Origin of the sequence: Chitinophaga oryzae (assembly GCF_012516375.2) — a bacterium.
Classification (GTDB): domain Bacteria; phylum Bacteroidota; class Bacteroidia; order Chitinophagales; family Chitinophagaceae; genus Chitinophaga; species Chitinophaga oryzae.
Genome location: NZ_CP051204.2, coordinates 5,060,303 through 5,085,341, shown reverse-complemented (window position 1 = coordinate 5,085,341; position 25,039 = coordinate 5,060,303). Strand labels below are relative to the sequence as shown.

Sequence of the window (25,039 nt, the reverse complement as noted above, 5' to 3'; positions counted from 1 at the left end):
GAATAAACCAATTGAAACCTAAGAGTATATGTTAGCTTCCCTCCAAAAAATCAGCGGCCTGATCGGAAATACCCCGGTTGTAGAACTAAACATGCCCGGTATTTCCCTTTTTACAAAACTGGAATACAGAAATTATTCCGGCAGCATTAAAGACAGAGCTGCCTTCAGTATTCTCTCCAACGCCATCCGTAATGGTAAAGTCAACAGCGAGACATTGATCGTTGAATCCAGCTCCGGTAATTTCGCCATCGCGCTGGCGCGCATCTGTAAAGACCTGGGTCTGTCGTTTATCCCCGTTATCGACCCCAACATCAATCGTGAAAACGAAGCTATGTTGCGCCTGTTCACCGACAAAGTAGTAAAAGTCGAAAAAGAAGACAGTACCGGTGGATACCTCCTCACGAGGATCGAAACGGTAAAGGAGCTGTGCGCCCAGCATCCCAACAGCTTCTGGACGAACCAGTACGACAACCCGGACAATTTCAAAGGGTACTATAATACACTGGGAAAAGAAATCTGCGACAGGTTTGACCGGCTCGATTACATGTTTATTGCCGTGAGTTCCTGCGGCACTATCAGCGGCATCTCCCAAAAAGTAAAGGAGAAATTCCCCGATGTTACCATCGTCGCCGTCGACATTGAAGGCTCCGTTATTTTTAACATCCCTCCGCAGAAAAGATATGTCTCCGGCCTCGGCTCCAGTAAAGTCCCCTCCATTTTGGAACATGCCATCATCGACGAGGTGATGATCGTATCCCACGAAGAGCTGGTGGCAGGCTGCCACGAACTGGTAAAGGAGCAGAACATATTCGCAGGCGCTTCCTCAGGAGCGGTGTATGCGGCCATCAAAAACTATTTTAATTCACACGCCGTTCAGGGTACGCCGGTGACGCTTTTCTGTTGCGCGGACCGCGGAGATTCCTATGTCAACAACGTATACGACAGGAAGTGGGTGAATAACATGATGGAAAAGCTGTCTAAAATAAAAGCCTAATAAACATGCATTATTTAAGTAAATCTGATCTGTTACAACTGGGTGTTAAATGGGACGAAATGATCGAAAAGATCCGCGAAACAGTTTATACCCTGAAGGATGGGGACTTTGCCCAGCCGATCAAACCATATCTGAGATATCGCGACCTCACTAACCGTATCATCGCCATGCCGGCATTTGTAGGCGGTAAAGTTTCTTTTTCAGGTATCAAATGGATCGCCAGCTTTCCCGAAAATATCAAAAAGAATATTCCACGGGCCAACTCTGTAACCATATTGAATGAAGCAGATACCGGTATCCCGGCCTGTATTATCAACACCAGCCATGTCAGCGCCGTGCGTACTGCCGCAGTAACCGGGCTGGTGGTGAAAGAGTATCTGCAACGTAACCAGCAGAAAAAATTAAGCGTGGGCATCATCGGTTTCGGTCCCATCGGCCAGCAACACCTGGACATGGTCAGCACCTTATTGGGTGACCGGCTGGACTATGTCAATATCTACGATCTGAATCCGCCTGACAGCACACTGGTCCCCGCTCACCTGAAAGAGAAAGTAAACATCGTTAAGACCTGGGAAGAAGCTTTCGGGAACGCAGATATCCTGATGACCTGTACTGTATCTAAAAAACCATATATCAATAAAGTACCTAAAAAAGGCTCGCTGCAGTTGAATATTTCCCTGAGAGATTATGTACCTGAGTTCATCAATTACACAAACCATATCGTGGTAGACGACTGGGAAGAAGTATGCCGGGAGAACACAGACATCGAAGTGATGCACAAAACACAGGGCCTGACCAAAGAAGGCACCCTCTCCCTGGTAGATATCATCTGCGAAGAAAAGTTGCGGCACGCGGGAACAGAAGAAGTAGTCATGTTTAACCCGATGGGAATGGCAGTATTCGATATTGCTACTGCAGTCTATTTCTATGAGAAAGCAAAAGCAGATGGCGTTGGCACCGTGCTCGCCGACTAACAACCTTTGTTCACCACCAGATCATGGTTCTTTTGGTTAAAGAGTGTGGATGCATGCAGGAAACAATTTTTTTCCGGCGACGGCTGGTATGGGTGGAACTTGCCAGTCTGCCGGAGTAATGGGACCGTCCTGTAGCATTCATGATACACAAGTGTTTCCGCCGGGGGAAGGTTGTTTTTACGTCGTGGTAAAAACCGCTGTACCCTGGAGGGAACGCTTTTATGACCTTCCTTTTTTTAAATACGAAACTTAATCATCATGAATGGCAATAAATTTTACCTAAAGCCTAACGTCGTAATTGAACCGCTGTTTGACAGATGGTACGCCTGGAGTCACCTGATATCACCTGCCACTGCCGCCATGAACGTAGTAGGACGGCATCTCAATATCATGGATTCTTTTATTATGGAACCTTCTGTTCACGCGGAAGCGGTGCTGAATCCCAAAATGAAAGGCGGTCCTTTCATGGATATACCGGTCGACCGTGTAGACGAAGTGAATGCCCTGTATGAAAAAACCATGAAGCAACAGGAGACTTCGCTGAAGTTCGCTAAAGCGGTGAAAGAGCTGGACCGCTTGCTGGAAGCCGAAGGAAAGGGGATGGGCATGGAAGCGCTGTATGAAAAAGTACCCCCCATTCTCAAAGGTTACGTAGAACTGTTTTACGACCGGAACAATAATGCGGATTTCCGCTTTTTCGAAGCGCTCCTGTATAAAAGCCGTTTCTATAACAAAGCCTCCCAAAGCATTGCCTTGTGGGTAACGGAAAACGATCACCGTCCTTTCTGTCTGAGCACGCCCAGGCTGGACGAACCAGGCGTATTGCACCTGGAAATACCTTTCGACCATGCCGGCATCGACGAACTGGCAAAGATGAAACGCAGCCCGCAAAGCCTGGAATATATTAAAACCCTGCTGGGAATAGCCCCGGCAGACGAAGCCCTTTTCGATACATTTTTTACTACCACGCCGCCTCCCGCTTATAAAAAATATACCGGGGATAAAATCCGTATGCGCTACTTCGGGCATGCCTGTATCCTGGTGGAAACAAAAGATGTGAGCATCCTGGTAGATCCCCTGATCAGCTACTATGGCTATGATACGGATATCGAGCATTTTTCCGATGCCGACCTTCCCGATGTTATCGACTATGTGCTGATCACCCACAATCACCAGGACCATATCCTGTTTGAAACACTGCTGCCGCTCCGCCATAAGATCAAACACCTGATTGTGCCCCGGACCAATTCCGGCCAGCTGGAAAACCCGGACCTGAGGCTGATGTTCAGCAATATCGGGTTCCACCAGGTGGAAGCGATAGAAGAAATGGAGACGATCACGTTTACCAACACCACCATCACAGGATTACCCTTCACCGGGGAGCACAGCGATCTCAATATCTTGTCCAAAGCCTGCTACCTGGTGCAGATCAGCGGCTTTAAACTTTTGTTCCTGGCGGATTCGCGCATCAGCGAGCCGGCCCTGTACAAACATATCCATGACAGCATCGGCGACGTGGACGTGATGTTCCTCGGCATGGAATGCGACGGCGCGCCATTAACCTGGTTATACGGGCCGCTCATGACAAAGAAGATCACCCGCGAACAGGACAGCAGCCGCAGGCTGGCGGGTTCTGATTGCGTGAAAGGTATGTCGCTGGTGGAGATCTTTAACCCGCGCGAGGTATACGTGTATGCGATGGGTATGGAGCCCTGGCTGGAATTTATCAGCAGTATTAAATATACAGACGCCTCCAATCCTATCATCCAGTCCAATAAACTGGTGAAGATGTGCGAAGAGAAAGGAATGATCGCCGAACGCCTGTTTGGTGAAAAAGAACTGCTGTACGAACGGAAGTATGCGGCCGCAGAATAAGCATTATTAGCCTATGCCGGTATAAGCAAGGACGTAGTCAGGTGGCGGTCCCATCTTACTACAGGGTAAACTATTGTTATTACTGAACAAATAAGCGAGCACAAATGAGAAACGAGCTGTCCCTGAAGACCCTGCCAGCGCTGCTGATAAACCAGAAAGACGAACACGATAAAGGAGTGAGTTTTATCGTGGCAGCCAACAGGACCAATTTTCTATCCTATCATCAGTTGTACCACAACGCGCTGCAACTGCTTGGATACTTGCAACATAAAGGATTGAAGCCCGGTGATGAACTGGTGTTGCAGCTGGATGACAGCCAGCAGTTTATTCAGTATTTCTGGGCCTGTATCTTAGGTGGGATCATACCTGTACCGGTGTCAGTGACGCACTACAGCGAAAACGCCCGGAAACTGTATAAAATAAGGGGCTATCTGAAAAACCCTTATATGATCACCACGCCGGAACATTACGAAAAGCTCTGTAAGCAGGATTACAGCGATGGTGCTGCTGACAGAACTTTTTATGACCAGGTATTGTTCCTGTACGAAAATAAAGACAACCTGCCGGCGGGAACTCCGGCAGACGTCACAACGGACGATATTGCTTTCCTGCAGTTTTCATCCGGTTCTACCGGTAATCCCAAGGGGGTGGAACTCCGGCACCGTAACCTGATCGCCAATACCTTCGCGGTATTGGAGGCCTATGAGTGTACCCACGATGATATCTTTTTAAGCTGGATGCCCCTCACACACGACCTCGGATTGATCGGATATCATATTAATCCACTGGCGGCGGGCATACAGCAATACATCATGCCCACGGACCTCTTTATCAGGCATCCGTTGTTATGGCTGCAGAAAGCCTCCGATTACCGTGTAACCATTACCTGCTCCCCCAATTTCGGGTATAAATACTATCTCAATCATTTTTCGGAAGAGAAGGGCGAAACGCTCGACCTGTCTTCTGTACGGATCATATTGAACGGCGCCGAGCCTATTTCAGCCAGCCTGGCACGGACTTTCAACGAACGCCTGGCTAAGTACCGGCTCGACCCGATGGCCATGCGCGCAGTGTATGGTCTCGCCGAAGCCACGCTGGAAGTCACCTTCCCCAGGATCGGCGTTCCTTTCAAAAGCGTCTTTGTAAAAAGAAGCGCGCTGACCATCGGTAAACGCATCACCGGCAAATCGCTGGCGCAGAAACCGGGCACCGATATGCTGGAAGTGGTGGCCGTAGGCACCCTGATCGGTGACTTCGAACTGCGGATCGCCAACGAAAAAGGCGCGCCGCTGGAGCCGGGCCATGCGGGCGTTATCTGGGTGAAAGGCGCGTGTGTGGCCGGCCGTTATTACAACAACGACGCTGCCAGCGCCAATACTTTCAAAGACGGATGGCTGAACACCGGAGACACCGGTTTTGTACTGGATGATGTGCTGTACATCATGGGCAGGGTGAAAGACATCATTTTTGTGAATGGCGGCAACGTATACCCGCACGATATAGAGCACACCCTGGAAACACTGGATGAAATCGATACCGGTAAAGTGGTGGCCTGCGGTATCCCTGACGAAGTCAACGGATCGGAGTCCATCGTCGTTTTCCTGGTGCACAAATTGTCGGCAGAGAAATTCCTGCCGCTGATCTCCCTGGTGAAAAGGACGGTCGCTTCCCGGTTAGGACTGGAAGTAAAACAGGTGGTCCCTGTGAGAAAGATCTTTAAAACTACCAGCGGAAAAGTAAGGCGACACCTTTTTGTAGAGGAATATATCAAAGGCACTTATAAAGAAGCGATAGCAGAGATAGCCGCGGCAGAGAAAGCTGCTGCTCAGGAAGAAGTGGCGGAGATCCGCCCGGAAGTCACGGAGCCTATCGTCAACGCGCATACGTTATCGCTGTTGAAAGCCTGGCTGGAAGCCTGGCTAAAGCAGCATCTGTATACAACCCCTGCGGCGCTGTCGGTCCGGAGGACCTTCGCGGAATACGGCCTCACTTCCATACTGGCAGTGCAGCTGGCGGCCGACCTGGAAACGTACCTGCAAACGCCGGTGGAAAACACTGTAGTGTTCAATTACCCTACCGTGGAGGCGCTGGCTGCCCATTTTGCCGGGAGAACGCTGCCACAGCAGGAGCAGAAGGACGCCCCGCAGCCATCCGGACTTGAGGGCCGCCAGGTGGCGGTCGTTGGTATCGGCTGCCGGTTCCCCGGTAATGTCAATTCCGCGGAAGCGATGTGGGCATTGCTGCAATCCTCACGGGACGCGGTGAGCGTAGTACCGGAAGACAGGTGGGACATATCCGCCTATTTCGACAGCCGGGAAGATGCGCCAGGCAAGATGTATACCCGCCATGGCGGATTCATTGACCAGGTGGACCAGTTCGATCCGCTGTTTTTCGGCATCTCACCGAGAGAGGCTGCGGCTATGGACCCGCAGCAACGACTGTTGCTGGAAGTATGCTGGGAAGCGCTGGAGCATGCCGGCATAGCGCCGTCTTCTTTAAGAGGTACGGACAGCGGCATTTTTGTGGGCATGAGTACCGACGATTACCAGCAGGTGATCCGCGACAACAGCGACGTTACCTACTATGAGGACGCCTTTACCGGCCTGGGCATAGAAAGGAGTATCGCTGCCGGCAGGATCGCTTACCTGCTGGATTTTCACGGCCCGGCGCTGCAGCTGGACACAGCCTGCTCATCTTCTCTGCTGAGCGTGTACCAGGCCGCCCAGAGCCTCTTGCGCAAAGAATGCTCGCTGGCGCTGGCAGGCGGCGTGAACCTGATGCTCTCGCCGGATACAACGATTAAGTTGTGCCGCATGAAAGCACTTTCTCCTACCGGAAAATGCCAGACGTTTGATGATAACGCTGACGGCTATGTGAGAGGAGAGGGCGCCGGCGTAGTGGTGTTAAAACGCCTGGAAGACGCACTGGCAGCCGGGGATCCTGTCCTGGCCGTAATACGGGGAGGCGCAGTGAATCATGACGGGCAAAGTAACGGCCTTACTGCTCCCAACGGCATTGCGCAGCAACAGCTGATAACGAAAGCTTTGAAAGATGCCGCCGTAACGGCAGACAGCATACAATACATAGAAACACATGGCACCGGTACCCGCCTGGGAGACCCGGTGGAGGTGCTGGCGCTGAATGCCGTGTATGGCCGCTCCCGTAAAAAAGAGCAGCCGTTGCTGTTAGGCGCGCTGAAATCCAATATAGGGCACCTGGAGGCGGCGGCAGGTATTGCCGGGTTTATTAAAACCGTGCTAAGCCTGCAACATCGCCAGATCCCGGCCAGCCTGCATTTTAATACGCCCAACCGGTTTATCCCCTGGAAAGACATGTCCGTGAAAGTGGCGGACACCCTTACACCGTGGCACTCCCCGGCATCGCCGCGCAGGGCGGCCGTCAGCGCCTTCGGCCTGAGCGGCACCAATGTGCACCTGGTGCTGGAAGAAGCGCCGGCGGTGGCGGTGAAGGAAGAAAGGCAGTTGCCCGCCTATCCTTTGCTGTTGTCTGCCAGAACGCCTGCTGCCCTGGATGCGATGATAGCCCGCTATATCGCTTTCCTGCCGCAAAGCGGGGATACTACCGGCGCTATCGCCCGCAGTATGGCGATGAGCCGCGATGCCTATACCTACCGGCTCGCATGGCAGGCGGTATCCAATGAAGATGCTGCCCGTCAGCTGCAGGCATATATAGCCGGCAGGGGAGAACACAGCGTTTGTGCCGGCGACACGTTGGAGGCCCCCCGGAAAATGGCCTGGCTGTTTACCGGACAAGGCGCGCAATACTGGAACATGGGCCGGGAGCTCTATGACAACAACGACGTGTTCAGGCGGGTGATAGACGACTGCGACGCTTTCCTGAAAAAAAGCTGGCCGTTTTCACTGACAGACCTGCTCTATAAAAAGAATAAAGAAGAAGCCAATGCCCTGTTGCGGCAGACTGTCTTCACGCAACCGGCGCTGTACGCCGTGGAATGCGCGCTTGCAGAGGTATGGCGCTCATGGGGCATTGTGCCGGACATCGTACTGGGGCACAGCGCCGGTGAATATGCCGCGGCTTATGCTGCCGGCGTATTCAGCCTGTATGACGGCCTGGCGCTGATTACCGCCAGGGCGGCACTGATGAATGCGGTCAAGGAAGAAGGCAGCATGGCGGTGGTATTTACATCGGCCGCTAAGGTGACTGCCGCTATCCGGGCCTATGGCAACGACCTGTCCGTAGCGGCGATCAACGGGCCGGAGCTGACAGTGATCTCCGGAAAGAAAGAAGCCCTGCACGCAGTGATGCAGTCCCTGAAGCAGGCCGGCGCAGGCTGCCGGGAAATGCAGGTTTCGCACGCTTTTCATTCTCCCCTGATGGAACCGGTGCTGGATGCGTTTATGCCGGTCGCCTCCGGCGTGACTTATCATGAGCCGGCCATCCCGTTGGTATCCAATGTCACCGGCGCTATCGCGGGTAAAGAAGTGACGGAAGCCGACTACTGGTGCCGGCATATCCTGGCGCCGGTGCTGTTTGCAGAAGGCATTCAAACGATACAGGCCCGCGGTGAGTTTAACCTGATGGAGCTGGGCCCCCAACCCAGTCTGTTGTCTATGGCGCAACTGACGCTGAAGTACCCCGAAGATCATTTGCTGCCCGTGATGAGAGAGGGCCGTTCGTCCTGGACGACGATGCTCAATGCCCTGATGGCATTATATGTAAAAGGAGTTACGATTAACTGGTCTGCGTTCTACGCCGCCAGCACCCCTCATAAAGCAATCCTTCCCGGCTATCCGTTCCAGCGCCAGCGCTACTGGATAGAGAAAAAGACCCGTCAGCCGAAAGAAAGTTTACCTGCCCGGGAGGAAATAACCATCCCTAAAAATATCCACATGAGTCAGAACAACCACTTACTTCCCAATAGTGCCGGGTATATCGCCGATTATCTCGCCGCTAATCTCCGCCGGCTATTGAAGATGTCGCCATCGGAAGCGCTGAATGTCCGTGAACCCTTCCTGACACAGGGAGCGGATTCACTGATCATGGCCAGCCTGGTGAGGAAGATAGAGAATGAGTACGGATTGAGTTTTTCGATGCGATTGATCTTCGAGGAACTCACTTCTATCCAGCTGATGGCGGAGTATATCGCGGCCAATGCCACGGTGTTTGTTACCGCCGGCGATGCGCCGGCAGCCGCTGTCACAGCTACTGAAGCCGCTCCGGCAGCTGCTCCGGCGCCATTGCCTGTGCAGCCATTACCCGCGGCGCCATTGCCCGCACAGCCGTTCCTGCCGCAGGCGCCGGCGCCGGGAGGTTACAACGTGTTCCAGGACACTTTCCAGCTGATGCAGCAACAACTGAATGTGATTGCGCAGCAGTTCCAGTGGATGTCGCAGGGGATGCAGCCGGTCATCGCCAATGGCAACGGCCATGCTGCGAACGGGCATTATGCCGCCCAACAGCCGGCAGTCAACGGAGGCGCGGCCGCCCCGGCCAATCCCGCGCCTGCCGCACCTGCTGCGCCGAAGAAAGGCGCTTCTATTTTCCCGAAAATAGAAACCAGCCCCGGACAAAAATATTCACCGGAGCAACAGGCTTATCTCGACGCTTTCATAAAAAAATATACTACCAAAACAAAAACCTCCAAAGCGCTCACGGAGAAGTACCGTCCGGTACTGGCAGACAACCGCGTGTCGGCAGGTTTTAAGTTCGCGACCAAACAAATGGTGTATCCCATTGTGGCCGCTTCTTCCCTCGGCGCTAAAATGACGGACGTGGACGGCAATGAATATGTGGACCTGACGATGGGATTTGGAGTGAACCTGTTGGGGCATCGTCCGGAGATAGTAACGGCAGCCATTCATAAGCAGCTGGAGAAAGGCTACCAGCTGGGGCCGCAGACTTATCTCGCAGGAGAAGTGGCCACGCGCATCGCCGCACTCACCGGCATGGAAAGGGTGAGCTTCCATAACTCCGGGACCGAAGCTGTCATGTCTGCCATGCGGCTGGCGCGTACCACCACCGGCAAAAAGAAAATCGCCATTTTCCTCGGTTCCTATCACGGTTATTTTGATGGCACCCTGGCCATGGTGGAAGATATCGAACACGATCATAACGGCATTCCCATCGCTCCGGGCGTTATTCCCAACATGGTGGCCGACGTGCTGGTGTTCGACTATCTCAATCCCAATGTGGTGGAACAGATCCGCGCTCATGCCCATGAGCTGGCCGCCGTACTGGTGGAACCGGTGCAGAGCAGACGGCCCGGGTATCAGCCCAAAGCATTGTTACAGGAGCTGCGTGCTATGACGGAACAGGAAAAAATCATCCTCATCTTCGATGAAATGATTACCGGTTTCCGCATTCATCCGGGTGGCGTACAGGCGCATTTCGGTATACGTGCGGATATGGCTACCTACGGTAAAATCGCCGGCGGCGGTATGCCCATAGGCATCATTGCCGGGAAGGACTGGTGTATGCAGGCTTTTGACGGTGGATTATGGAGCTATGAAGACGCCGACTCTTACCCAAGGGCGGAGACTACGTTCCTTGCAGGTACCTTCTGTAAACATCCGCTGAGCATGGTTGCCTCACTGGCCGTGTTAGGTGAACTGGAAAGGCAGGGACCTGCTTTACAGGAAAAACTGAACGCCCGCACCACCCGCCTTATCAGCAACATCACCAGGCTCTTTGAAGAAAACAAGGTGCCCATCAAGGTGAATAACTTCGGCTCCCTGTTTTATTTCTCTATCTCCGGCAACATGGACCTGTTCTTCTACCACCTGCTGGAAAAAGGCGTGTATATCTGGGAAGGGAAGACCTGTTTCCTTTCCGCGGCACATACGGATGAAGACATCGACTTTATTGAAAAATGTTTCAGGGATAGCGTAACGGAACTGCAGCAGGCCGGTTTTTTACCGAAAGTGGCTCCCGCTAAAAAAAACACAGTGCCGGTAGCAGACACGGTGTTGAATGTACTGCCGGCGGTGATTGAAAAACAACAGCTGCCTTCCCGTATCCCGCTGTCCTTCAGCCAGGAGCGTTTATGGTTCATCGACCAGCTGGAAGGCAGCGTGCAATATAACCTCCCGGCCATCGTGAGGCTGAAAGGCAGGCTGGATAAAAGCGCACTGGCGGCCGCTTTGCAGACCATCGTGGACCGTCATGAAATATTAAGGACCAACATCGACCAGGAAGAAGGACACGCTTATCAGCGGATACAGGAAGTGGTCCACTGGCAGATGGTGGAAGTAAACGATCATTTATACCAGGACAACGCTGCCGCTTTACAGGCATATATCGCCGGATTGGTAAACACGCCTTTTAACCTGTCGGAAGACCATATGCTGCGGGCGCACCTGATCCGTATTTCAGACGCGGAGAACGTGCTGGTGCTCACCATCCACCATATTGTTTTTGACGATTCCTCCGCCCATATCTTTTTCCAGGAGCTGATAGAAATATACAACGCAAGGCTGGCCGGCCGTGAGCCGGTGTTGCCGGCATTAAAAATACAATATGCGGACTACGCCGTATGGCAGCGCCGTTTTCTCCAGGGACCGCTGGTAGCGCAGAAATTAGCCTACTGGAAGAAGAAGCTGGATGGCGTTACCCTGTTGCAGCTGCCTACCGATTTTGAACGGCCGGCAGTAAAAAGCACCCGGGGGGCGGTGATCACCATGCAGCTTGACAAGGGGTTGTCCGCACAGGTAAAACAACTGGGGCGTCAGCAGGGCGTTACCTTGTTCACCACCCTGCTGACCGCTTTAAAAGTGCTGATGTACCGCTACAGCGGGCAGGAAGACATCTGCATCGGCTGTGCTACCGCCGGCAGGGCGCAGGTGGAACTGGAACCGTTGCTGGGCTTTTTTGTCAATACGCTCGCGCTGCGCAGCAACCTGAGTGGCAATCCTTCTTTTGCCGCTGCTTTAAAAGAAGTACAAAATACACTGTTTGATGCCCACGACAACCAGGAGGTGCCCTTTGAGAAAGTGGTGAGTGAAGTGATGGGCGAGCGTGACATCCGGAAAAATCCCCTGTTCCAGGTGATGTTCACCCTGCAGAATATTCCGCTGATGTCGGAATTACGGCTGGGTGAAGCCACCATGACCCCGGAGCCGGTGATCCGCAGCACCAGCCTGTTTGACATCTTCTGGACGGTAGAAGAAAGACCGGAAGGCATCGCTCTCGAAGTGGAATACTGCATCGACTTGTTCCAGGAAGCCACTATCCGGAGAATGATGCATCACTATATGGCATTGCTGGAAGCAGCGGTGCAACATCCGGCTACAGCCATCGGGGAGCTGAAGATGCTGAGCGCAGCAGAAACCCATCAGCTGCTGGTGACCTTCAACGACAACGTGGTGCCTTATCCCGTCAATAAAACCATTACAACACTGTTCGAAGAGCAGGTGGCTAAAGCGCCGGATGCCGTCGCCCTGTCCTTTGGGGAGCAACAGCTCACTTACCGTGAGCTGGAGGAGCAGTCCAACCGCATTGCGCATTTTCTCCGCAAGCAGGGCGTAAAAGAGGGCGTGATGGTGCCGCTGTGTATGGAACGGTCCATTCACCTCATCGTGAGCATCCTCGGTATCCTGAAAGCCGGCGGCGCCTATGTGCCCGTGGACCCGGCCTATCCCCGGGACCGCATCGCTTATATGCTGCAGGACACGGGCAGCAAACTGGTGGTGACTACCACCGATCAGCAGGCGTTGCTGGCAGTGGAAGCGGAACATGCCACGCTGATTTTTGTGGACAATATCCTCGACCTACTCGCCGCTATGCCGGCGCATCCGCTGGGCGTGAAGACAGGCCCGGACTCGCTGGCATACGTCATTTATACTTCCGGTTCTACCGGCCGTCCGAAAGGCACCATGGTGATTCACCGTAACGTGACCAGCCTGGCGCGGGGCGGCAATTTCGTAGCGCTGAGCGCCGCAGATACCTTGCTGTCTACCGGTTCTCCTTCCTTCGATGCCACTACCATCGAATACTGGGGCATGTTGCTCAACGGGGGCCAGCTGGTGCTGTGCCCGGAGAAAAAGCTGCTGGACAACCAGTTGCTGAAACAGGAGATCCGTCACCGCGGCGTGACCAAAATGTGGTTTACCGCCAGCTGGTTTAACCAGCTGGTAGACGACGATATTACCATTTTTGAAGGATTGAACGCTGTGATGGCAGGAGGAGAGAAGCTATCGGAAGAGCATATACGTAAATTCCGGGCTGCCTATCCTGCCACACAGATCATTAATGGTTACGGCCCTACGGAGAATACTACTTTCTCCCTTACCTGGAACATTACTGCGGTAGTGCCGGGAAAAAGCATCCCTATCGGCCGGCCGCTGGCCAACCGCACCGCCTATGTGCTGGACAGCGCCATGCAGCTGCTGCCGGTGGGCACACCGGGCGAACTGTATGTGGGCGGCGACGGCGTTTCCCGCGGCTACCTGAATCAACCTGAACTGACAGCGGAAAAATTTGTGACCGATCCGTTCAGCGAACAACGCGGCGCCCGTTTGTACCGTACCGGCGACCGCGCCCGCTGGCTGCCGGATGGAACGGTGGAATACCTGGGACGTATAGACGACCAGATCAAAATGCGCGGTTACAGGATAGAACCGGGAGAAATAGAAAGAGCGCTGAACAATGTGGAGGCGGTAGCCGCCAGTTGTGTGGTGGTAAAAGACCAGCAGGGCGCTGAAAAGAGATTGGTGAGCTACTATGTGCCCGACCAGCAGGCCGTACTCCGCACAGAACAGGAGTTGTACCTGCAACAGGTAGCCACCTGGAAAGAACTGTACGAAACGGCTTATAGCAAAGCAGATGAAGTAAAAGACCTGGATGAAGAGTTTAACATCACCGGCTGGAACGACAGTTTCACCGGCGAAGCCATACCAGCGGAAAATATGCGCGCATGGCTGGAGGACATTACGAACGTCATACTGGCTACCAACCCGCGCAACGTACTGGAGATAGGCTCCGGTACCGGCCTGATTTATTTCCAACTGGCCGGCCATATCGAAAAATATACCGGTACCGATTTCTCGCACGTATCAATGCGGCAGCTGCAGCGCCATATAGACAAGGGGCTGCGCCGCTATCCTGAAACGAAATTACATATATGCGCCGCCCATGAAGTAACGCTGGCAGAAGGCGAAACCATAGATACGGTGATTCTGAACTCCATCGTACAATACTTCCCCGGCGCGCAATATATGGCCGATGTAGTAGCCAACGCAATCTCTTTGCTGAAAGGCAAAGGACATATCGTCATCGGCGACGTGAGAGACCTCCGTTTGCTCCCTTCTTTTAAACGCAGGCTGCAGCTGGACAAGCTGCAAAGCAAGACCAGCCTGCGGGAATTTGAATGGACGGTAGACCAGGAAGTTTGGAAAGAAGAAGAGCTGTGTTTTTCACCGGCCTGGTTCTTCCAGCTGCAATCGCTGTACCCTGAAATCACCCATGTCGACATTCAGTGGAAACAGGGAGACTATATCAATGAGCTGACACTCTATCGCTATACGGTCGTGTTATCGATTGACGTGGAGAAGCCGGTACTGCAGCCGCAATGGCAATCATGGGATGAAATCGCAGAAAAGGACAGCATCCTGTCCCGGTTGGCTGCCGGTCACCCCCGGATTGCTTTACAACGCGTGCCTAACCCCAGGTTGTGGAAAGAGAGACTGCTGGAACAGGCGCTGGCAGCTGGCAATATCAACCAGGTGGGTGACCTGGCCGATTATATTCTGACACCCGACAACGAGACCAAAGTAGTGAACGAGCTGTTGGCCGCAGCTAAAGCGGCCGGTTATCACAGCCGCTTCCTGCTGAATGAAGATCCGTTTACCATCAACCTGCTGCTGGAGCAGACGCCGTTCAACGGTTTTGTGGAACCCTCCTACAGTAAGGCTGCCGGGTATACGGAAGGCGTGAAAACCAATATTCCCCTGTTTCCCGATATCTGCGAAGTGCTGGAAAAAGACATCCGGGCGCAGTTACAGCAACGTTTGCCGGAATACATGGTGCCTTCCGCTTTTGTAGCGTTACAGCTACTGCCGTTGACCAGCAACGGTAAAGTGGACCGCCGGTTTCTGACCGAATGGGAATTTATACAGCGCAAGCGCTTATTGAATTACCAGGCCCCGGTAACCGCTACAGAGCAGCAACTGGCCGATATCTGGCAACAGCTGCTTGGACTGGAGCGTATCGGTACGCTGGACAATTTCTTTGAGCTGGGCGGCCATTCGCTGCTGGCCACCCGTGTGGTGTCTGCTATCCGTAAAGAGATGGAAGCGGAGCTGACGGTAAAAGAATTTTTCCTGCATCCCACGATCGCCTCATTGGCGGCCTACCTGCAGCTACAGCAGAAAGGACTGCTGTTACCAGCGCTTTTTGCGGCTGAAAGGCCGGCAAAAATACCGCTGTCTTTCAGCCAGGAACGCCTGTGGTTTATTGACCAGCTCGAAGGCAGCGTGTCCTATCATATGCCGGTGGTTTTAAGACTTAGCGGTGTGGCAGATAAGGCAGCGCTGGGCCATGCGATCGCACAGATCGTGCATCGTCATGAATCGCTGCGGACGATCATCCGGCAGGAGCAGGGCAAACCTTACCAACAGATTTTAGATAAAGACCAGTGGCAGCTGACAGTAGTGGAAGATGCTGCTTTCAGCGATGCTGCTGCTTTACAGGCATATATTACCGGTCTGGTGTACAAACCTTTCGATCTGGCCAATGATTTTATGCTGCGGGCCCACCTGTTGCAGGTATCTGAAGAAGATCATGTACTGGTGCTGGTCATGCATCATATCTCCTCCGATGGCTGGTCTGTATCCATATTGACCAACGAACTCATTGCGCTGTACCGTGCGCACAGCGCCGGCGGCGCGGCACATTTACCTGCGCTGGACATCCAGTACGCAGATTATGCGATCTGGCAACGCACCCACCTGGAAGGCGCTGCGTTGAAGAAACGCCTGGCGTACTGGCAGGAGAAACTGTCCGGCGTTGCTGTGCTGCAGCTGCCAACAGATTATTCCCGTCCGCCGGTGCAGAGTACCCGGGGCGCTATCAGCAGGTTCCGGTTAGATAAGGAACTGCGTGACCAGCTGCAGCTGTTGTCGAGGCAGCAGGGCACCACATTGTTCATGACATTGCTGACAGCCTTCAAGGTGTTGTTGTACCGCTACAGCGGTCAGGATGATATCTGCGTAGGTACTTCCATTGCCGGCAGAACGCAACAGGAAGCGGAGAGCCTGATCGGGTTCTTTGTGAACACGCTGGCGCTGCGCAGTGACCTGGGCGGTGACCCTGCTTTCATTACGCTGCTGCAACAGGTGAAGGAAACCACCCTCGACGCCTACGATCACCAGGACGCTCCTTTTGAGAAGATAGTGGAGCTGGTGGAAAAAGAAAGGGACATGAGCAGAACAGCTTTGTTCCAGGTGATGTTTGAGCTGTTTAACATGCCGGACGCACCCGATCTGAAGTTAGGGGAACTGCATATTGCGCAGGAAGAAATACCGCATACCGTTACCTTGTTTGACCTGAGCTGCTGTATGCAGGAAGATGCGGACGGATTAAGCGGGTATATAGAATATTGCGTGGACCTGTTTACCGAAGACAGTATCCGCCGCCTGGTGAAACACTTTGAGCAGTTGCTGCAGTTCATCGTGCAGCTGCCTGCTGCGCATATCGGCTCTATCCCGATGTTACGGCAGGAAGAGGAGCAGCAGCTGCTGGTCGATTTTAACAATACGGCAGCAGCATTTCCGCAGGACAAAACTTTTGTGGACCTCTTCGTATTCCAGGCGGCCATTAGCCCGGATGCGCCAGCAGTTATAGCAGGCGATACCGTCCTGAGTTATAAAGCGCTGGACGAACGTTCCAACCAGCTGGCGCACTATCTCAAAGGAGAGGGGATCAATGGCAACGCGCTGGTGCCTGTTTGCCTGGAACGCTCCGCAGACATGATCGTCGCCATATTGGGCATCCTGAAAGCCGGTGCTGCTTATGTGCCTGTGGACCCTGAGTACCCTGCCGCCAGAATCGCCTTTATCCTGGATGACTGTGACGCGCCGCTGCTGATAAGCAGTACCTACGGCAGTGAGAAACTGCGGGACATCACGGTGCTGAACACTTTCCTGATGGATGGCGATGCGGCCACGCTCGACGCCCAGCCGGTGACGCCGCTGTTCACCGCGCCGGCGCCTAACGATCTCGCCTATATTATTTATACCTCCGGCTCCACCGGTAAGCCCAAAGGGGTGATGGTAGAACACGCCGGTATGCTGAATCACTTGTTTGCCAAAGTGAATGATTTGAAAATGGATGCCGCTACCGTCATGGCTTATACGGCGTCTTATACTTTTGATATCTCCGTATGGCAGATGTTTGCCGCGCTGCTGAGTGGTGGACGTACCGTAGTGTACACAGAAGCCCAGGTCCATCAGCCGGCGGCCTTGCTGCGCAGCCTCAGCGCCGATGGCGTTACCGTGCTGGAACTGGTGCCTTCTTACCTGGCGGCCTTATTGATGGAAGACGGCAAAGTGCCGCTGGACAGCCTGCAGTACCTGCTGGTGACCGGTGAACCGGTGAGCCAGGCGTTGTTGTCCAAATGGTTTAATCATGAGACATACGGCAGCATCCCGGTGGTCAACGCCTATGGGCCTACGGAAGCGTCGGATGATATTACCCACCACTTTATGTATGCAACGCCTGCGCGCAACAATGTGCCGCTGGGCAAGCCCATACAAAATCTCCGCATTTATATACTGGACACCGCCCGGCAGCTTTGCCCCGTTGGCGTGGCCGGTGAGATATGCGTTTCCGGTGTAGGCGTGTCCAGGGGATACCTCAATGACGCTGAAAAGACCGCTGCTAAATTCATCAGGGACCCCTTCCATGCAGACGGCGCCATACGCATGTACTGCACAGGCGACCTCGGAAGATGGTTGCCGGACGGCAGCATTGAAATGCTGGGCAGGATAGATGAACAGGTGAAGATACGCGGCTACCGGATTGAACTGGGTGAAATTGAAAACGCGCTGCAACAGTTTACCGGCGTAAAAGGGGCCGTAGTGCTGGCCAAAGGAGACCACGACAAACGGCTGGTAGGATATATCACCGCTGACGGCGACTTTGACCATGATGCGCTGGCGATTCATCTGAAGGACCGTTTGCCGGATTATATGGTCCCTGAACAAATCATGGTGCTGGACCGTATTCCGCTGACCCCTAACGGGAAAGTCGATAAAAAAGCGCTGCCGGAGGCGGCCGCGTTGGTATCGCAAGTGCAGTACGAGGCGCCCGGGAATGAAACGGAGCAGGTGTTGGAAGATATCTGCCGGAAATTACTGGAAACAGAACGGGTCGGTATCAACGATAATCTGTTTGCCTTAGGGATGCACTCCCTGCTGGTGATGCGTTTATCTGCCGCCGTGCTGGAACAGTTCGGGCTGCATATCTCCGTGCGGACATTTTTCAAGCTGACCACCATCAAAACACTGGCAGCCTATATCCGGGTCAGCCAGGCGGCGGTGCCGGAAACGACTGAAGGACTGCAGGAAATGAGGTTGTAAAGCTTTTTTCTCATTATTTAACTCATTAAACATATGCCGGGTTTTAATTTGTCGGAGGTCGTCCTGATACTGGAACAAGCACAGGACCTGGGAATAGGCCTCTCCCTCGATGGAGACGAACTGTTGCTGAAGACAGCGCAGCAGAAACCGTTTGCGCCGTCTTTTCTGCAAACCCTGAAAGAAAACAAGCCGCAGCTGGTGGCGTACTTTAAAGCATCTGCCGCCGCTGCCGCCACAGTCCCGGCTACGGAGAAGATCCGGAAGGCAGAAAGGCCTGCCGGTTCCCGCATACCACTTTCGTTTAGCCAGGAACGTTTGTGGTTTATCGATGCGCTGGAGGGCTCCGTGCAGTATCATGTGCCTGCCGTATTAAAACTGCGGGGAGCTGTCGATACAGCCGCGCTGGAACAGGCGCTGCGCAGCATCGTCAGCAGGCATGAGATATTACGCACCGTGATCGGCGCCGATGAAGAAGGGACATGGCAGCAGTCCATGCCCGGCGACAGCTGGCGGCTGGACATCATCGACGGCGCCACCGATGCCGCTGATGCTGCTGCCGTGCAGGCCCGCATAGCGGCGCTGGTCCATCAACCATTTGATCTTGCCACCGATTATATGCTGCGTGCCCATCTGATCACGCTCCGGAAGGAAGAAGCGATATTGGTGCTCACCATGCACCATATCGCCTCCGACGGATGGTCGTCGTCTGTGCTTATCCAGGAGCTGATGGAAGGCTACAGTGCTTTCACCGAAAAGCGCGACCCCGTTTATACGCCGCTGGACATACAATATGCCGACTACGCCATATGGCAGCGTAAGCACCTGTCCGGTGCCGTTATGGAACAAAAGATCGGCCACTGGAAAGATAAACTGGCGGACGTAACGATGGCCGAAATTCCTGCGGACTTCGACCGCCCTGCCACCGGCAGCACACACGGCGCGTTTGTGGTGTTCAACATCGCGGGCGCCCTGGCAGCGGCATTGCGGCAACTGGCGCAACAGGAAGGCGCTACGCTGTATATGGTGCTGCTGGCCGCGTTTAAGGTGCTGGTACACCGTTACAGCGGGCAGGAGGATATCTGTGTAGGCGGCGCCGTTGCAGGAAGAACGCGGACGGAGCTGGAGCCGCTGATCGGCTTTTTTGTCAATACCCTCGCGTTGCGTACTGATCTTGGCGGCAACCCTTCTTTCCAGGCGCTGCTGCAACGGGTGAAAAATACCCTGCTGGATGCCTTCGAATATGAAGACGCTCCCTTTGAAAAAGTGGTGGAAGCCGTCGTGAAAGAGCGCGACAGGAACAGGAACCCACTGTTCCAGTCTGTGTTTGTATTACAGAACGTGCCGCCTGTGCCCGAACTGCGTATAGGCGACGTCGTGATTACCGAAGAACCGGTCATCCGTAACGCCAGCCTGTTTGACCTGACCTGGATAGCGGAAGAGCGCGGGGAGGAGATCAGTATCTACCTGGAATACAGCACCGATCTGTTCCGGGAAAGCACTATCCGCCAGCTGTATTCTCATTATGAAACATTGCTGACGGCTATTGTAAAAGATCCGTCGCAGGCCATCGGGCGCCTGGATATATTGAGCGCCCGTGAAAAAACACAGTTGCTGGTGGACTTCAATACCACAGCCTTTCCGTATCCTGCGGACAAAACAATCACCGCTTTGTTCGATGAACAGGTGGCCCGGACGCCGGACGCTGTTGCACTGGCTTTCGGAGATACGCAGCTGACCTATCGCCAGCTGCAGGAGCAGTCAGATAAACTGGCAGCATACCTGCAAAACAAAGGCGTAAAAGCGGAAACGATGGTGCCGCTCTGCATGGAACGTTCCATACAGCTGATCGTTAGCATACTGGCCATCCTGAAAGCCGGCGGCGCCTATGTGCCCGTAGACCCGGCCTATCCGCGCGACCGCATACGGTTTATGCTGGAAGACACCCGCCCGGTGATCATACTGACAGAAAGCGGGCAATTGCCTGCGCTGCGGGAACATGTGCCGGCCATAGAAATGGTATGCGTGGACCAGCTCCTGGAAACGCTTACAAATGCACCGGCGCCGGTAATATCCGTCAACCCCGGATCACTCGCTTATATTATCTATACTTCCGGCTCCACAGGTCAACCGAAGGGCGTGATGGTCACCCATCGAAACGTTACCAGCCTGGCCCGTGGGGGCAACTTCGTGCCGTTAACCGCCGCAGACGTGTTATTGTCCACCGGTTCCCCTTCTTTCGACGCTACTACCATTGAATACTGGGGTATGCTGCTGAACGGCGGGCAACTGGTATTGTGCCCGGAGAAACACTTGCTTGATAATTCGCTGCTGAAGCAGGAAATCCGGCGGAGAGGCGTCACCAAGATGTGGTTTACCGCGAGCTGGTTCAACCAGCTGGTAGACGACGACATTACCATCTTCGAGGGATTAGACGCTGTGATGGCAGGCGGCGAGAAATTATCGGACGAGCATATACGTAAATTCAGAGCGGCCTGTCCGGCTACTGCCATTATTAACGGTTACGGCCCTACGGAGAATACTACTTTCTCCCTTACCTGGCATATCACCACGGTGGCGCCGGGCGAAAATATTCCTATCGGTCGTCCGCTGGGCAACCGTACGGCTTACATCCTCAGCGCGGAAGGGCAGCTACAGCCCGCAGGCGTGCCGGGAGAGCTGTATGTGGGAGGCGACGGCGTGTCCCGTGGATACCTGAACCAGCCCGGGCTGACCGCTCAGCGGTTCATTCCGGACCCCTTCAGCAGTATTCCCGGCGCCAGGTTATACCGCACCGGTGACCTCGCCCGCTGGCTGCCGGATGGCACCGTGGCTTACCTGGGCCGTATCGACGACCAGGTGAAAATACACGGTCACCGTATTGAACCGGGTGAGATCGAAAGCGTGCTGCTGCAGCATCCCGATGTCAGACAGGCCGTGGTGCTGCTGCAGGTAAGAGACACAGGCGATAAATACCTTGCGGGATATGTCGTACCACAGGGAGCTTTAGACAAAGCCGTCCTCACAGACTACCTCAAAGGCAGGCTGCCGGCTTATATGGTCCCTGCCCAACTGATAGTCCTGGAGAAAATGCCGCTTACCTCCAATGGTAAGGCCGATAAAAAAGCACTGCGCGTGCTGGCGGACGACCACACGGAGAGTGTGGCTTACACCGCGCCCACCAATGAAACAGAACAACAACTGGTGACCATATGGGAAAGATTTTTACAAAAGCAACACGTCAGCGCCACTGCTAACTTCTTTGAGCTGGGAGGTCACTCCCTGCTGGCTTCGAGGGTGGTGACCGCCATCCGTAACACGCTGGGAGTAGAACTGAGCATTACCCGTTTCTTCCAGTATCCCACCATTACAAAACTGGCGGCCTATCTCACCGGTAAAGAGAAAGAGGGCGGATGGCCCGCTATCGTTGCCGGTAAAAGGCCTGACAGGATACCGCTGGCTTTCAGCCAGGAGCGGTTGTGGTTTATCGACCAGATGAACGGCACCGTAGCCTATCATGTACCGCTGGCGGTCCGGCTGAAAGGAACGCTGGACGAAACCGGCTTGTCGCTCGCCTTACAGGCGCTGGTAAACAGGCATGAGGCGCTGCGTACCGTGATCCGCCAGGAGCACGGCGTGCCTTACCAGCAACTGCTGGAGGCGGACGGATGGGCGCTTACAAGGATCTCCGGAAACAGGTACAGTACCCCCGAAGCGTTGCAGGCGCATTTGATCGAACTGGTAAATGCACCATTCGACCTCGCGGAAGATTATATGTTACGCGCCGGTCTGGTGCGCCTGTCGGCCGATGAACATATCCTGCTGATCACCGTGCACCATATAGCCTGCGACGGCTGGTCGGTGACCATTATGGTAAATGATATCGCTGAGTTTTATAATGCTTATATAGCGCAACGGCCCGCCGTACTTTCGCCGTTGCCGCTGCAGTTTGCCGACTACGCGGTATGGCAGCGGAGCCTCGCGGAAAATGAACGCCTGCAAAAACAGTTGTCCTATTGGGAACAACAACTGAACGGCGTAGAAGTATTGCAGCTGCCAGCCGATTTCTCCAGGCCGGCCATCCAGAGCACAAAGGGGGCGGTACAAAGGTTTGTCCTGGATGCGGCCCTGTCCGAGCAGCTCCGGCAGTTTTCCCTGCAACAGGATGTGACGCTCTTTATGACGCTGCTGACTGTGTTTAAGATATTGCTCTACCGCTACAGCGGTCAGGAAGACATCTGCGTGGGTTCTTCTATCGCAGGCAGGACCCGGGAAGAGGTAGCGGGCCTTGTAGGCTTCTTTGTGAATACGCTGGCACTGCGCAGTGACCTGAGCCAGCATCCTACGTTCCTGACATTGCTGCAGCAGGTAAAACAAACCACGCTGGCAGCCTATGACCACCAGGAGGTACCTTTCGAGAAAGTGGTAGAGGCGGTAAATACAGACCGCGATCTTAGCAGGACCCCACTGTTCCAGGTACTGTTTGAATTACAGAACACGCCGTCGGTGGACGAGGTACCGCTGGGCACACTGAGCGTAACGAGGGAAGACCTGCCATACAATACCACGCAGTTTGACCTGGTGGTGTCTATGGAAGACGGGCCCGACGGGCTGACCGGCTTTGTGGAATATGGTACCGGGATCTTCAGGGAGGCCACCATCACACAGCTGTTGACACATTTCAGCCAGCTGCTCGCCACGGTCCTCACGTTGCCGGACACACGAATTAACCAGTTGCCGCTGCTCACGGAAGCCGAACGGCATCAGCAGCTGGTGACTTTTAACAACACTACGGTAGATTTTCCTCACAATAGCACATTAATTGATCAGATCACGCTGCAGGCGCAACGCACACCGGCTGCGCCGGCCCTGGTAATGGGCCGCCAGGTGATCACCTATGCCGCCCTGGAAGAGCGTTCCAACCAACTCGCACATTATCTGCGGGAGACAGGAGTGGACGACACTTCGCTGGTGCCCGTCTGTTTGGACCGCTCCCCGGAGATGGTCATCGCCATCCTCGGCATTATGAAAGCGGGCGGCGCTTATCTGCCCATAGATCCCGGGTATCCGGAAGACAGGGTGGCTTACATGCTGCAGGACAGTAAAGCGGAGATGGTGATCAGCCGCAGCGCCGACAAACAAAAGCCGGAGAAGGCCGCAGCGGTACGTATTATTTCCCTCGACGAGGAAGCCGCTGTGATCAGCCGGTACCCGGTAACGGCGCTGGCGGCACTGCCGGCGCCGTCTCAACTGGCCTATGTGATTTATACTTCCGGCTCTACCGGTTTGCCGAAAGGCGCGATGATAGAACATGCCGGTATGCTGAATCACCTGTATGCCAAAGTAAATGACCTCCGGATGAATGCTGCTACCATCGTAGCTTTCACCGCTGCCTTTACTTTCGATATTTCTGTATGGCAGATGTTTTCCGCAATGTTGTGCGGCGGCTGTACGATTATCTACCCGGCAGATACCATCCTACAGCCCATGACGCTGATGCAGGCCGTAGAGAAAGACAAGGTAACGGTCCTGGAGGTAGTACCTTCCTATCTCTCCGCGATATTGGCCACAGTAAAGGACGTATCACTGCGGCAACTGCAATACCTGCTGGTCACCGGTGAAACGTTGCCCCGCCAGCTGGTAGCGGAATGGTTTCAGCACGAGGCCTGGCGTACCATCCCTGTGGTCAACGCCTACGGGCCTACGGAAGCCTCCGACGATATTACCCATCACTTTATGTATGAAACGCCGGAGCAGAGCAATGTGCCTCTCGGCAAGCCCATACAGAACCTGCGTATCTACGTACTGGACGCCTCCATGCAGCTTTGTCCCATCGGCGTTGCCGGGGAGATCTGTGTGTCCGGCGTGGGCGTAGGCCGGGGTTATCTCAACAGGCCGGAATTAACTGCGGAAAAATTTATAAAAGATCCTTTCCGTGAAGAGAAAGACGTACGGATGTACCGCACGGGAGACCTGGGCAAATGGCTGCCGGACGGCACCGTCGTACACCTGGGAAGAATCGATGACCAGGTGAAAGTGCGCGGCTACCGTATCGAGCTGGGAGAAATCGAAAGGGTGATCGAAAAAAGCGGCATGGTGAAACAGGTGGTCGTGATCACCAAAGCCGATCAGTACCAGCAACAGCAACTGGTGGGTTATGTGGTAGGGCAGGAGCACTTCGACAGGGATGAACTGTTGAGGTACCTGAAAACAAAAATCCCGGAATACATGGTGCCCGTGCAGTGGGTGGTGCTGACGGAAATGCCGCTTTCCGCCAATGGAAAAATCAACAGGAAAGCGCTGCCGGAAGCAGATGTTGCCACTACGTCCGCAGATTTGTACGTCGCCCCTACAAATGAGCTGGAGCAAAAACTGGCGGACATCTGCGCAAGGCTGCTGGAAATAAACCGGGTAAGCATATACGATAATCTCTTTGAAATTGGTATGCACTCGCTGCTGATCATGCGCCTCGCCGCCACCGTCCATGAAGATTTCGGTTTGCAGGTATCAGTGCGCACCTTCTTCCAGCTGACGACGATCGCTGCACTGGCCAAATACATCGGCATTAACAAAGCACCGGTTGCCGCCCCCACAGCCAAACAGAAAAAAATTATTCTATAATCCTATTTTTTTAAACCATTCAC

At 54.1% G+C, this 25,039-nt stretch carries 5 protein-coding genes; all 5 read left to right on the top strand.

Annotation, left to right across the window (positions count from 1 at the left end):
* Positions 1-28 precede the first annotated feature (28 nt).
* The 5 genes from sbnA to HF324_RS20225 all read left to right on the top strand — a co-directional run bounded on the left by sbnA (position 29) and on the right by HF324_RS20225 (position 25,016).
* A complete protein-coding gene (gene sbnA / locus HF324_RS20245; RefSeq protein ID WP_168804228.1) occupies positions 29-994 on the top strand; it encodes a 2,3-diaminopropionate biosynthesis protein SbnA in 966 nt (321 codons plus the stop codon).
* 5 nt (positions 995-999) lie between these two features.
* A complete protein-coding gene (sbnB, locus tag HF324_RS20240) occupies positions 1,000-1,968 on the top strand; it encodes a 2,3-diaminopropionate biosynthesis protein SbnB (RefSeq protein ID WP_168860670.1) in 969 nt (322 codons plus the stop codon).
* Between the two features lie 258 nt (positions 1,969-2,226).
* Positions 2,227-3,843 (top strand): MBL fold metallo-hydrolase, encoded by a 1,617-nt coding sequence (locus HF324_RS20235; RefSeq protein WP_168860669.1) that lies wholly within the window; start codon positions 2,227-2,229, stop codon positions 3,841-3,843.
* Positions 3,844-3,947: 104 nt separating this feature from the next.
* On the top strand, positions 3,948-18,398 hold the full coding sequence (locus HF324_RS20230) for a non-ribosomal peptide synthetase/type I polyketide synthase (protein WP_168860668.1): 14,451 nt from the start codon (positions 3,948-3,950) through the stop codon (positions 18,396-18,398).
* Positions 18,399-18,431: 33 nt separating this feature from the next.
* A complete protein-coding gene (locus HF324_RS20225) occupies positions 18,432-25,016 on the top strand; it encodes a non-ribosomal peptide synthetase (RefSeq protein ID WP_168860667.1) in 6,585 nt (2,194 codons plus the stop codon).
* Positions 25,017-25,039 lie beyond the last annotated feature (23 nt).